This is a genomic window from Kitasatospora fiedleri (assembly GCF_948472415.1).
Lineage (GTDB): Bacteria > Actinomycetota > Actinomycetes > Streptomycetales > Streptomycetaceae > Kitasatospora > Kitasatospora fiedleri.
Genome location: NZ_OX419519.1, coordinates 3,206,668 through 3,219,280, shown reverse-complemented (window position 1 = coordinate 3,219,280; position 12,613 = coordinate 3,206,668). Strand labels below are relative to the sequence as shown.

The 12,613-nt window shown below is 72.6% G+C and carries 10 protein-coding genes; 7 read left to right on the top strand and 3 right to left on the bottom strand.

All coding sequences use genetic code 11. The features are described from left to right. Positions 1 to 91 precede the first annotated feature (91 nt). Genes QMQ26_RS14815 through QMQ26_RS14805 form a run of 3 tightly spaced genes read right to left on the bottom strand, consistent with a single transcriptional unit; the run spans position 92 to position 3,540 of the window. Positions 92 to 1,102: a hypothetical protein gene (locus QMQ26_RS14815; protein ID WP_282205982.1), complete on the bottom strand. Its 1,011-nt coding sequence runs from the start codon at positions 1,100 to 1,102 to the stop codon at positions 92 to 94. A 33-nt stretch (positions 1,103 to 1,135) separates the two neighbouring features. Beyond that, the gene (locus tag QMQ26_RS14810) at positions 1,136 to 2,764 is read right to left on the bottom strand and encodes a transporter (protein ID WP_282205981.1); all 1,629 of its coding nucleotides are present in this window, start codon (positions 2,762 to 2,764) and stop codon (positions 1,136 to 1,138) included. Continuing rightward, a complete protein-coding gene (locus tag QMQ26_RS14805) occupies positions 2,761 to 3,540 on the bottom strand; it encodes an ABC transporter ATP-binding protein (protein WP_100837815.1) in 780 nt (259 codons plus the stop codon). The genes QMQ26_RS14810 and QMQ26_RS14805 overlap by 4 nt, the downstream gene beginning before the upstream one ends. Before the next feature lie 269 nt (positions 3,541 to 3,809). Between QMQ26_RS14805 and QMQ26_RS14800 the strand changes: the two genes are divergently transcribed. The 7 genes from QMQ26_RS14800 to tuf all read left to right on the top strand — a co-directional run bounded on the left by QMQ26_RS14800 (position 3,810) and on the right by tuf (position 12,546). Next, positions 3,810 to 4,358: a DUF1707 and DUF4190 domain-containing protein gene (locus QMQ26_RS14800; RefSeq protein WP_318552242.1), complete on the top strand. Its 549-nt coding sequence runs from the start codon at positions 3,810 to 3,812 to the stop codon at positions 4,356 to 4,358. Positions 4,359 to 4,585: 227 nt separating this feature from the next. Beyond that, positions 4,586 to 6,256, top strand: a complete 1,671-nt coding sequence (locus QMQ26_RS14795) for a hypothetical protein (protein ID WP_159073177.1) — start codon at positions 4,586 to 4,588, stop codon at positions 6,254 to 6,256. After that, positions 6,235 to 7,863: a DUF2142 domain-containing protein gene (locus QMQ26_RS14790; RefSeq protein WP_100837818.1), complete on the top strand. Its 1,629-nt coding sequence runs from the start codon at positions 6,235 to 6,237 to the stop codon at positions 7,861 to 7,863. Before QMQ26_RS14795 ends, QMQ26_RS14790 begins: the two co-directional genes overlap by 22 nt. A 295-nt stretch (positions 7,864 to 8,158) precedes the next feature. Then, a complete protein-coding gene (rpsL, locus tag QMQ26_RS14785) occupies positions 8,159 to 8,530 on the top strand; it encodes a 30S ribosomal protein S12 (RefSeq protein ID WP_014136303.1) in 372 nt (123 codons plus the stop codon). Between the two features lie 2 nt (positions 8,531 to 8,532). Further along, positions 8,533 to 9,003: a 30S ribosomal protein S7 gene (rpsG, locus tag QMQ26_RS14780; protein ID WP_123554985.1), complete on the top strand. Its 471-nt coding sequence runs from the start codon at positions 8,533 to 8,535 to the stop codon at positions 9,001 to 9,003. 39 nt (positions 9,004 to 9,042) lie between these two features. Continuing rightward, positions 9,043 to 11,148, top strand: a complete 2,106-nt coding sequence (gene fusA, locus QMQ26_RS14775) for an elongation factor G (protein WP_282205980.1) — start codon at positions 9,043 to 9,045, stop codon at positions 11,146 to 11,148. 204 nt (positions 11,149 to 11,352) lie between these two features. After that, positions 11,353 to 12,546 carry an elongation factor Tu gene (tuf, locus tag QMQ26_RS14770; RefSeq protein ID WP_282205979.1) on the top strand — a complete coding sequence of 398 codons (1,194 nt, stop codon included), beginning with the start codon at positions 11,353 to 11,355 and terminating at the stop codon, positions 12,544 to 12,546. Positions 12,547 to 12,613: the final 67 nt, after the last annotated feature.

Genomic DNA, 12,613 nt, shown 5'->3' with positions numbered 1-12,613 from the left:
CCACCGCCGGGGCGCGTCCCGGCCGCGGGTCCCGTGCACGGCCGGCGGCGGCGCGGAGCTCCGGCGGGCCGGCGGGCTCCGACCGGCGGCGTCACGCGCGCAGGGCGGCCAGCAGCGCGGGCGCGTCGGGGGCGTCCAGGGCGAGGAGGACCGGGGCGCCGGAGTCGGCTTCCCGGCACTCGACGGTCAGCGGTCTCCGGCCGGTGCCCGTGACCGGGTCGTCCCGGAACGGGCGGCGGACCCGTTCGACCACCAGAGGGGCCGGGTACGGGCGTGCTGCCAGCCCGCCGTCCAGGGCGGTGGACAGCGTGCCGCGGTCGGCGACCAGGAAGAGGTGTCCGAGCGTGCGCGGGGGAGCGCCGGGGCCGGACACCGCCCCCGGGACGCTGACCCGGCCCGGGGGCGGCACGGCCGGGACGTCGACCAGGCAGGAGCGGTCGCGACGGCGCAGCAGCACCGTCCGCGCGCCCGCCGCCAGCAGTACCGGCGCGCCGAGGACCGACAGGACCGCCAGGGCCGGGGTGCCGGGTGCGTCGACGGCCCCGGCCAGCCCGCCGGCCGCGGCCAGCGCGATCGCGGCCTCCCGGACCGCCCGCAGCTGCCAGGGCCGGCGCAGTGGGTTGTGCCGGGACCACCGGCCCAGCCAGAGCGCCTGCCACAGCGCGGCGGCAGCCGCCGCCGCGGCGGCCAGGCCCAGGCCCAGCGGGAGGCGGTGGAGGCCGGACGGGGTGGCCGCGGTCTCCTGGCGCACGCCGTCCAGCCGGAGCGCGACCAGGGCGCCGTGCCAGAACTCGGCGGTGACCGCGGAGCCGTCCGGCGCCTTGAACAGCGAGTCCCCGTCCGGCAGTTCGGGCCGGTGGGCGGCGCCGTCGGCGCCGGCCAGCCGCAGCCGCCAGGTCTCGCCCTTCCCGGCCCGGTGGTCCTTGCCGACGACGGTCAGCGGGGTGTCCAGGACGCAGTCCCCGCCGCCCGGGGCCGGGCAGCGCGGCGCGGCGGCGAACGCCCGCTGCTCGGCCCCGGGCGTCCGGCAGCGCGGACAGCAGCGACCAGCCCGCCACCGCGAGCAGCACCGCGGCCGCCGACGCGGACCACCGGGCCCCACGGCGGTCCCGCGGCGACACCGGGCGGCGGGCCGTCACCGCTCGATCACCCTGGCGAGGATCTCCGGCGCCCGCTCCACCAGCCGCCCCGAGGCCAGCCGGACGCCCAGCAGGGCCAGGCCCGTCCCGTACAGCACGCCGACCGGCAGCACCGGCCAGGCCGGGTGGTGGCCGTGCAGCAGGAGGGCGAGCAGCGTGCCGAGCGGCAGGCAGAGCACCGCCACGCCGATCATCGAGCCGAAGGCGTTGAGCAGCACCGCGCCGTTCTGGCCGGGTGCCGCGTTGCGCATCGGGTTGCCGTCGGCGGGCAGCGCGTACGGGGCGCGGACGCTGATCACGCAGCCCAGGCCGACCGCGGTGCCGAGCACGGCCAGTGCCAGCCCGAGCGCCGGGGCCAGGTCGCTCCAGTCGCCGGTGAGGGCGGCCACCGGCGGGCCGAACAGCAGCAGCACCGGCATCGCGTACGCCAGGACCGCCAGCGCCCGGCCGCGCAGCTCGTCCCGAGCGTCCCGCCGGGTGGCGAGGGTGGCGGCGATCATCCAGAAGCCGGAGCCGTCCATGCCGAACAGGTTGCCGGCCTGCAGGCCGAGCATCAGCCCGCCGACCGCGATCACGTACACCGAGCCCCAGCCCTGCACCACCGACAGCACCGAGAAGACCGCGGTCATCCCGATGCCGGTGAACACCGCGGCCTTCGCCCGCGGCTCCCGCCAGGCGTACCGCAGCTGCCGCTGGGCGACCGCGCCGACCCGGCCGGGGGGCAGCAGCCGCCACCGGCCCGCCGCCCGGGCCGAGGCGGTGGGCGAGCGCTCCAGCAGGGTCGAGGAGTCGCCGCTGACCATCAGGTCCCGCAGGCTCCGCAGCCACCAGCGCAGCAGCCCGGCCAGCAGGGCCGCGGTCAGCAGCAGCTGCCCGGCCGCGACCGGGTAGGCGCCCTCCCCGGCCGAGCGCACCGCGTCGATCGCCGCGACCGGCGGGAGCCACCGCACCACCGAGGCGTACGGGTGCAGCACCGACAGGTCGACGCCCGGGCCGGAGCCGTTCAGCGAGCTCTGCAGGGCGAGGTTGCCGCCCTGCGCCAGCACCGCGAACAGCAGGCCGCCGAAGACGGCGAAGTCCTTGCCGCGCCGGCTGGACAGCATCCGGGCGTTGGCCGCCCCGACCGCCCGGATCAGCGCGACCAGCACCAGCAGGGTCAGCGGCACCGCGAGCACCGCCACCACCGCCGAGGCCGCGCCCCGCCCGGCCGCCACCGCGGCGCCGGCCAGCAGCAGCAGGCTGACCAGCGGCCCCGGCCCGACCAGGCCGCCCAGCAGGGTGCCGCGCAGCAGCACGGCCGGCCGCAGCGGCAGCATGGTCAGCCGGGTCGGGTCGGCGCTCTCGTCGCTGGAGAAGAAGAACAGCGGCATCGCCGCCCAGGACGCCGTCAGCCCGGCGACCAGCACCGCGGCCGCGTCGGCCGCCCCCGCCCGGCCGTGCAGCACGGCCAGCCCGGTGGCGGCGCCCAGCCCGAACAGCAGCCCGACGACCAGGCCGAGGACGTACCCGGCGGCCAGCCCGGGCGTGCGCCGCAGCCCGTTCCGCAGCAGCCGGAGCTTGAGCGCGACGAGGGCCCGGACGGCGGCGCGGTCCCCGGCGGCGGTGGCGGTGGTGGCGGTGCTCACCGGTGGCCCCCGCCCAACCAGTCGAGCGCCTGCCCGTCGTCCTCGCGGACGCCGACCAGCCCGAGGAACGCCTGGTGCAGCGACGTCCCGCCGCGCACCCCGTCCAGCGGCCCGGCGGCGACCACCTGCCCGGCGTTCACCACCGCGACCCAGTCGCACAGCGACTCGACCAGTTCCATCACGTGGCTGGAGAACACCACCGTCGACCCGGAGGCGGCGTACCGGGTGAGCACGCCGCGGATGGTCTGCGCGGAGACCGGGTCGACGCCCTCGAACGGCTCGTCCAGGAACAGCACGTCCGGGTTGTGCAGCAGCGCGGCGGCCAGGCCGATCTTCTTGCGCATGCCGGTGGAGTAGTCGGCCACCAGCTTGTCGGCGGCGCCGGTCAGGTCGAGCACCGCCAGCAGCTCCTCGGCCCGCCGGTCGGTCTCCGGGCCGTCCAGCCCGCGCAGCCGGCCGTTGAACCGCAGCAGCTCGCGCCCGCTGAGCCGCTCGAACATCCGCAGCCCCTCGGGCAGGATGCCGATCCTGGCCTTCACCGCGACCGGGTCCCGCCACACGTCCGCGCCGTGCACCAGCACCGTGCCCCGGTCGGGCCGCAGCAGCCCGGTGACCATCGACAGCGTGGTGGTCTTGCCGGCCCCGTTCGGGCCGACCAGGCCGATGAACGACCCGGCGGGCAGGTCCAGGCTCAGCCCGGCGACGGCGGTCTGCGCGCCGAAGCGCTTCCACAGGTCGCGGATCGAGACGGCGGGCGGCGGGGTGGTCGCCTCCATGGCGGGTGGCCTCCTGGTCGAGGGCGGTCCGGACGGGTCCCGCGGTCCGGACGGATTTTTTTCCGACGGGTTCCGGCCGGGTGCCCGGGCGGGCGGGGCGACGGCCGAGGGCGGGCCTGACGTGACCCTATGATCATTCCTTTACCCGCACATCCCCCGTTCGGCGGTACGCCATCCCTTCCCCGCCGGGACCGGCAACTACCCGGGCCCTCCGTTCGTCCTGCATGCTGGGAGCGCACGCGCAGCACGGGGAACGGGAGGAGGCCGCGGTGGCAGGTCAGTGGGGGTCGCCGGTGCCGTACGGGCAGCAGCCCTGGCAGCCGGTGCCGACGCCGCAGTCCGCGATGCGGGCCGCCAACTCCGACCGGGAACGCACCATCGACGTGCTGAAGGCGGCCTTCTCCGAGGGCCGGCTGACCGCCGCCGAGTACGAGCACCGGATGTCCGCGGCCCACCAGGCCGCCACCTACGGGCAGTTGGCCTCGCTGGTGGCCGACCTGCCGTCCGGGCCGATGGTGCAGCCCTTCGGCGCGCCCGTCCCGGTGGTGCCGCCGACCTTCATGCCGGCCTACCTGCCGCCGCCGGCCCCCGCCCGCAACAACGGCCTGGCGGTGGCCTCCGCGACGCTCGGCTGCCTGACCGTGCTCACCTTCGGCGTCACCGGGCTGCCCGCCGTGATCACCGGCCACATGGCCCGCAACCGGATGCGCGTCACCCGCGAGGACGGCGACGGCCTGGCGGTGCTCGGCCTGGTCCTGGGCTGGCTGTCGGTGGCCGGTTGGGTGCTCTTCCTCCTGCTGGCCCTCGTCTCGGCCTGAGCCGGGGCCGTCCGGTCCGGGGCCGCCCGGTCCGGGCCCGGCCGCATCCGGCCGGTGCCCCGCCGCGTCCGGTGCGCGCCCGCGCCGCGCCGCGCCGCGTGGCCCCCGGCCCGGCTTCCCCGGTGTCCGCGCCCGCAAACCCCCGTTCGTGGGCCGCCCAGTAGGATGCGAGATCGCTGCCCCCTCTGCGGCGCCGGACGTCGACCAGCGATCGAGGAAGCCAACCAGTGACTGTCAGTACCGAAGGGTCGGCTGCCGTCGTGCCGGGCCCCGACAAGAACCGCGGCGCGCGCGGCCGCGGCGGGTCCGGATGGGCCCGGCTGCTGGGTTCCCCGCCGGCGCTGCTGGCCGCGGAGGCGGCGGTGGCCTTCGCCGCCGCGCTGGTCCTCCCGTACCTGGCGCACCGCTTCAAGCTCAACCCGCTGGACCGGATCGCGCAGGTCAGCGGCCTGGCCGCGATCCAGTTCCGGTTCGCCCTGCTGGGCCTGCTGTGCATCGCCGCGGTGCTGCTGGCCGCCCGGTTCCGCCGCGGCCGGCACTTCGACCTGGTCACCCGGTTCGCCGCGGCCGCCGTGGTCGGCCTGGCCAGCGGCTTCGTCGCCGCGGGCGCCGTGGTGGCGCTGCTCGGCACGCCCTGGCCGATGTTCGGCCTGAACGGCGACAGCGGCCGGATCGTCGAGTGGGCGCACGCGGTCGCCAACGGGCAGCCGTCCGGCTCCCCGGTGTACCCGCCCGGCCCGCTCTACACCCTCGGCTACTACGCCGAGTGGTTCCGCGGCGGCAACACCGCCTACGCCTTCAAGGACCTCCAGATCCTGGGCGCGGCGGCGTTCGGCCCGCTGACCTACCTGGCCTGGCGGATGCTGCTCAGCCCGGTCCGGGCGCTGGCCTTCGGCGTCGCCCCCGCCTTCACCCTGATCGACGCCTACAAGCCGTACAGCCAGACCGTGCTCGCCGTGCTGATCCCCACCCTGGTGGCGATGGTGGTGGCGCTGCGCCGCAGCGGGAACCAGCGCTGGCCGCTGCTGCTGGCGGTCGGCGGCGGCTTCGGCGTGCTGCTGGGCGTCATGTTCCTCACCTACTCGGGCTGGTTCCTGTGGAGCGCGGCCGGCGTGCTGCTCGCCGCCCTGCTGTACTTCCCGTGGCGCACCGGCCGGTGGAAGGGCCTCGGCTACCTGGCCGCCTCGTTGGTCGGGTTCCTGGTGGTGGCCGGGAGCTACCTGCACGTGATGCTGGTCGAGGGCCAGAACACCAAGGACACGAACTTCCGGTTCGACAACTACACCGACCCCGCCTACTACCTGATGTGGCGCACCGACATGCCGGGCAAGAACGTCGGCGACTGGCCGCCGCTCGGCGAGTACGGCGGCGTCGGCCTGTTCGCGGTGGTCACCTTCGTCTGCCTGGGCCTGGTGCTCTGGATGGGCCTGCGCCAGCCGCTGCCGGTCACCATCGTGGCGATGTTCGTCAGCGCCTGGCTGATGCGGATGTACATCGCCTCGCACATGTACTCCACCCAGACCGTGCAGCTGTACACCCGCACCAACAACCAACTGCTGTACTGCGGCATGGTGGTGTGCGCGCTGACCGTGCACCTGGTCACCAAGCGGCTGGCCGAGCGGCGGAACACCGCCGGCGACACCGACCCGGCCGCGCTGTTCGGCCCGGTCGGCCGCACCGGCGCGGTGGCCGGCGCCCTGGTCGGGCTGCTGCTCCTGCTCGGCACCGTCTCCTCCTCGATGGCGGACCGCTACATGCCTGCCCAGGACGGCACCTACCGGGTGCTGCCGTGGGTCTCCCACACCGTGCGCAAACTGGACGGCAGCTGCCCGAAGTTCGCGCCCGGCCACACCTGCTCCGCGGAGGGTGACCAGTCGTGGCTGAGCTACATCCGGTGAGGCCCAGCCGCCTCGCCGCCGGGCTGACCCGGCTGGCCGACCGGGCCGTCCGCACCCGCCGCCGCCTGTGGCTGTGCTCCTTCGCGGTGTTCCTCGCCCTCGCCGGGGCCTGGGCCGCGGCCACCCCGCTGGCCGCCTCCCCGGACGAGCACGCGCACTTCATCCGGGCCGCCGCGGTCGCCCGCGGCCAGTTCGGCGGCCCCGAGGTGATGGTCGAGCACACCGTCGCCGGGGTGGACTCGGAGTTCGCCGAGACCGGCGTCCAACTGCCCGGCTGGTACGCCCAACTGCCGCACGAGCACGAGTGCTACAGCTGGCAGCCCGCCGTCCCGGCGAGCTGCGCCCCGAAGATCGGCTCCGGCGGCCCGACCGTCCAGGTCACCACCGCGGCCGGCCGCTACCACCCGGCCTACTACCTGTACGCCGGACTGCCCAGCCTGGTCACCGACGGCCCGACCGCGCTCTACCTGATGCGCCTGCTGTCGGCGGTGCTCTGCGCCGCCCTGCTGGCCAGCGCGATGGTCACCGCCGCGGAGTGGCGCAGCCGACGGCCCGCGATGACCGGCCTGCTGGTCGCCGCGACCCCGACGGCGCTGTTCCTGGCCGGCATGGTCAACCCCAGCGGCGGCGAGATCGCGGCGGGCATCCTGGTCTGGTCGGCGATGCTGGCGATGCTGCGCTCGCCCGACCCGCTGCTGCTCAACCGCCGGCTGGCCCGGCTCGGCATCGGCGGCCTGGTGCTGATCAACATCCGTCCGCTGGGCCTGCTCTGGTTCGCCGGCGCGGCCGTCGTCGGCCTGCTGGTGCACCGCCGCGGGGCGCTGCGCCCGCTGCTGCGCCGCAAGGCGCTGTGGGGCTGGACGGTGCTGCTCGGGACCGCCTCGGTCGGGGCGCTGCTCTGGTCCCGCAGCCACCCGGACCACTCGGTGATCACGCTCCCGCCCTGGTACAACTCGCCCGCCGTCGCGGCCAAGGACGCGTTCGGCAACAGCATGGACTACATCCACCAGATGATCGGCTGGTTCGGCTGGCTGGACACCAAGCCGACGGTCTTCACCTGGGTGGTGTGGACCGCGGCGATCGGCCTGCTCGCGGTGCTGACGGTGGTGCTGGGCCGCCGCCGGGACGCCCTCTCGGCGGTCCTGGTCGCGCTCGGCATCGTGCTCGCCCCACCGCTCGCCCAGGCCGCCCAGTACCACCTCGGCCCGGTCTGGCAGGGCCGCTACCTGATGCCCTTCGCGGTCGGCCTGCCGCTGCTGTGCGGCGCCGTGCTGGCCGACCGGACGGCCTCCGGCGGCCCCGCGCTGCCCTGGCGCCGGCTCACCGCGACGGTGGTGCTCCCGCTGGCCCTGGCCAACCTGGCGGCCTTCTACTGGACGCTGCGCCGCTTCGTGGTCGGCACCGGCGGCTCGCTGTTCAACCGGCACGCGCACTGGCTGCCCCCGGGCGGCTGGGTGGTGTGGACCGCGCTGTACGCGCTGGCCGCGCTGCTGCTGGTCGTCCCGGCGTTCGCCTCCGACCACGCCGGCACCCCGTCCGCCGGGCGCCGCGCCGGACGCCGCCACCGGCTGCGCGCCGACGGCCCGCCGCTGGCGGCCGTGGACTGATCTACGGGCCCGCGCAACCGGGCGCACTCCATTTGTTTTGACCGCCGCCTGTGCGCTAGGTACGCTCTGACCTTGTGCCTGGGGTGTGCCCGGGTCCTTGTGCGTGCCAGCAGATCGGCCGCCGCAGCGGAGACTCCACCCGCTCGGTGTGCGCCGTAGCCGCAGCGCAGCTCATGGGATTCCGCGATTCTTCCCCGAAGAAGGCCCAACACACCCGACCGCGTGGGTCGGAGAGTGCGGGGCCACACCGCAGGTTAGTTCCACCGAGCCTTGGCACACAGAAAACGGAGAAACGGTGCCTACGATCCAGCAGCTGGTCCGAAAGGGCCGGCAGGACAAGGTCCAGAAGACCAAGACCCCCGCGCTTGAGGCATCGCCCCAGCGCCGCGGTGTCTGCACGCGTGTGTACACGACCACCCCGAAGAAGCCGAACTCGGCTCTCCGCAAGGTCGCCCGTGTGCGCCTCACCAGCGGGATCGAGGTCACCGCTTACATTCCGGGCGAGGGCCACAACCTGCAGGAGCACTCCATCGTGCTCGTGCGTGGCGGTCGCGTGAAGGACCTGCCGGGTGTGCGTTACAAGATCATCCGCGGCGCTCTTGACACCCAGGCTGTCAAGAACCGCAAGCAGGCCCGCAGCCGCTACGGCGCCAAGAAGGAGAAGTAAGAATGCCTCGTAAGGGCCCCGCCCCGAAGCGCCCGGTCATCATCGACCCGGTCTACGGCTCCCCGCTGGTGACCTCGCTGGTCAACAAGATCCTGCTGCACGGCAAGCGCTCCACCGCCGAGCGGATCGTCTACGGCGCCCTCGAGGGCGTCCGCGAGAAGACCAGTGCCGACCCGGTGATCGCGCTCAAGCGCGCGCTGGAGAACGTCAAGCCGACCCTCGAGGTCAAGTCCCGCCGCGTCGGCGGCGCCACCTACCAGGTGCCGGTCGAGGTCCGTCCGGGCCGCGCCAACACCCTGGCGCTGCGCTGGCTGGTCGGCTACTCCCGCGCCCGTCGCGAGAAGACCATGACCGAGCGTCTGCTCAACGAGATCCTCGACGCCAGCAACGGCCTGGGCGCTTCCGTGAAGCGTCGCGAGGACACCCACAAGATGGCCGAGTCCAACAAGGCCTTCGCGCACTACCGCTGGTAGTCCGAACCCCGTCACTAGACAGAGAGAGAACGAGCCACCATGGCTGCAACCTCCCTTGACCTCGCCAAGGTCCGCAACATCGGGATCATGGCGCACATCGACGCGGGCAAGACCACCACCACCGAGCGGATCCTGTTCTACACGGGTGTCTCGTACAAGATCGGTGAGGTCCACGACGGCGCTGCCACGATGGACTGGATGGAGCAGGAGCAGGAGCGCGGCATCACCATCACGTCGGCCGCGACGACCTGTCACTGGACCCTCGACGGTGTCGACAACACCATCAACATCATCGACACCCCGGGCCACGTCGACTTCACCGTCGAGGTGGAGCGCTCGCTGCGCGTGCTCGACGGTGGCGTGACGGTGTTCGACGGCGTCGCCGGTGTCGAGCCCCAGTCCGAGACCGTGTGGCGGCAGGCCGACCGGTACGGCGTCCCGCGGATCTGCTTCATCAACAAGCTGGACCGCACGGGCGCCAACTTCTTCTTCTGCGTGCAGACCATCGTGGACCGCCTCGGCGCCACCCCGCTGGTCATGCAGCTGCCGATCGGCGCCGAGGGTGACTTCACCGGCGTCGTCGACCTGGTGAAGATGAAGGCCCTGGTCTACTCGGCCGACGCGCCCAAGGGCGAGATGTACGACACCGTCGACATCCCGGCCGACCTCGCCGAGCAGGCCGCGGAGTACCGCGAGGCCCTGATCGACACCGTGTCGAACGTCAGCGACGAGGTGATGGAGCTCGCCCTGGAGGGTGAGGACATCCCCGAGGAGCTGATCGTCGCCGCGATCCGCAAGGGCACGCTGAACTCGGACTTCACCCCGATCTTCTGCGGCTCGGCGTTCAAGAACAAGGGCGTCCAGCCCCTGCTCGACGCGGTGGTGAAGTACCTGCCGTCGCCCCTCGACATCGAGGGCATCGAGGGCACCAAGCCGAACAACCCCGACGAGAAGATCGTCCGCCAGGCCTCGGACGACGAGCCGCTCGCCGCGCTCGCGTTCAAGATCATGTCGGACCCGCACCTGGGCAAGCTCACCTTCGTCCGCGTGTACTCCGGCCGCCTGGAGTCCGGCACCTCGGTGCTGAACTCCGTCAAGGGCAAGAAGGAGCGCATCGGCAAGATCTACCGCATGCACGCGAACAAGCGTGAGGAGATCGACTCGGTGGGCGCCGGCGACATCATCGCCGTGATGGGCCTCAAGCAGACCACCACCGGTGAGACGCTGTCCGACGAGAAGAACCCGGTCATCCTGGAGTCCATGGACTTCCCGGCCCCGGTCATCCGCGTCGCGATCGAGCCCAAGTCCAAGGGCGACCAGGAGAAGCTGGGTGTCGCCATCCAGCGCCTGGCCGAGGAGGACCCCTCCTTCCAGGTCAACACCGACGAGGAGACCGGCCAGACGATCATCGCCGGCATGGGCGAGCTGCACCTCGAGGTGCTGGTCGACCGCATGCGCCGCGAGTTCAAGGTCGAGGCCAACGTCGGCAAGCCGCAGGTGGCGTACCGCGAGACGATCCGCAAGGCCGTCGAGCGCATCGACTACACGCACAAGAAGCAGACCGGTGGCTCCGGCCAGTTCGCGAAGATCCAGATCGCGATCGAGCCGCTGGAGTCCGGCGAGGGCTACGAGTTCCTCAACAAGGTCACCGGTGGCCGCGTGCCGCGGGAGTACATCCCGTCGGTCGACGCCGGCTGCCAGGAGGCCATGGAGTTCGGCGTGCTCGCCGGCTACCCGCTCCAGGGCGTCCGCGTGACCCTGCTCGACGGTGCGGCGCACGACGTCGACTCGTCCGAGCTCGCGTTCAAGATCGCCGGTTCCATGGCGTTCAAGGAAGGTGCCCGCAAGGCGTCGCCGGCTCTGCTCGAGCCGATGATGGCCGTCGAGGTCACCACCCCCGAGGACTACATGGGCGACGTGATCGGCGACATCAACTCCCGCCGTGGCCAGATCCGGGCCATGGAGGAGCGTCACGGTGCCCGCGTCGTCAAGGCGCTGGTGCCGCTCTCCGAGATGTTCGGCTACGTCGGTGACCTGCGCAGCAAGACCTCCGGTCGCGCGAGCTACTCGATGCAGTTCGACTCGTACGCCGAGGTTCCGCGGAACGTGGCGGACGACATCATCGCCAAGGCCAAGGGCGAGTGACGTCCCGGCAATCGGGATGAAACGCACCCTTTAGGCTAGAAGGAGGGCACCCGGGCGAGACCCGTCCGGGTTCCACCCGGGAGCCCTCCGGCACCCCCACCCGCGGGACGGCGTCGGGGCGCGACACCAGCGCCCCGTGCCAACAACCCGATCCAGACCAACTGACGTCGTACGGCGTACAGAACTGTCCTCAGGAGGACTGCAGTGGCGAAGGCGAAGTTCGAGCGGACGAAGCCCCACGTCAACATCGGCACCATCGGTCACATCGACCACGGTAAGACCACGCTGACCGCGGCGATCACCAAGGTGCTGCACGACGCTTACCCGGAGATCAACCCCTTCACGCCGTTCGACCAGATCGACAAGGCGCCGGAAGAGCGCCAGCGTGGCATCACCATCTCCATCGCGCACGTCGAGTACCAGACCGAGGCGCGTCACTACGCCCACGTCGACTGCCCGGGTCACGCGGACTACATCAAGAACATGATCACCGGTGCGGCCCAGATGGACGGTGCGATCCTCGTCGTCGCCGCCACCGACGGCCCGATGCCGCAGACCAAGGAGCACGTCCTCCTGGCCCGCCAGGTCGGCGTCCCCTACATCGTCGTCGCCCTGAACAAGGCCGACATGGTGGACGACGAGGAGATCCTGGAGCTCGTCGAGCTCGAGGTCCGCGAGCTCCTCTCCGAGTACGAGTTCCCGGGCGACGACCTGCCGGTCGTCCGCGTCTCGGCGCTGAAGGCGCTCGAGGGCGACAAGGAGTGGGGCGAGAAGCTCCTCGGCCTGATGGCCGCCGTCGACGAGGCGATCCCGACCCCGGAGCGCCTGGTCGACCAGCCGTTCCTGATGCCGATCGAGGACGTCTTCACGATCACCGGTCGTGGCACCGTCGTCACCGGCCGCATCGAGCGCGGCATCCTCAAGGTCAACGAGACCGTCGACATCATCGGCATCAAGACCACCAAGACCACCACCACGGTCACCGGTATCGAGATGTTCCGCAAGCTGCTCGACGAGGGCCAGGCCGGTGAGAACGTCGGTCTGCTGCTCCGCGGCATCAAGCGCGAGGACGTCGAGCGCGGCCAGGTCATCATCAAGCCGGGTTCGGTCACGCCGCACACCGACTTCGAGGCCCAGTCCTACATCCTGTCGAAGGACGAGGGTGGCCGTCACACCCCCTTCTTCAACAACTACCGCCCGCAGTTCTACTTCCGCACCACGGACGTGACCGGCGTCGTGACCCTCCCCGAGGGCACCGAGATGGTCATGCCGGGCGACAACACCGCCATGACCGTCGCGCTGATCCAGCCCGTCGCCATGGAGGAGGGCCTGAAGTTCGCCATCCGTGAGGGTGGCCGCACCGTCGGCGCCGGCCAGGTCACCAAGATCCTCAAGTAATTGTCGATCCGACCCCTGGTCAACCGCGAGGGCCCGGCCCCGTCCCGCAAGGGAGGGGGCCGGGCCC

Excerpts from the sequence above, each read along its gene's own strand:
- QMQ26_RS14805 (WP_100837815.1), bottom strand. The coding sequence starts at position 3,540 with ATGGAGGCGACCACCCCGCCGCCCGCCGTCTCGATCCGCGACCTGTGG.
- rpsG (WP_123554985.1), top strand. The coding sequence starts at position 8,533 with ATGCCTCGTAAGGGCCCCGCCCCGAAGCGCCCGGTCATCATCGACCCG.
- fusA (WP_282205980.1), top strand. The coding sequence starts at position 9,043 with ATGGCTGCAACCTCCCTTGACCTCGCCAAGGTCCGCAACATCGGGATC.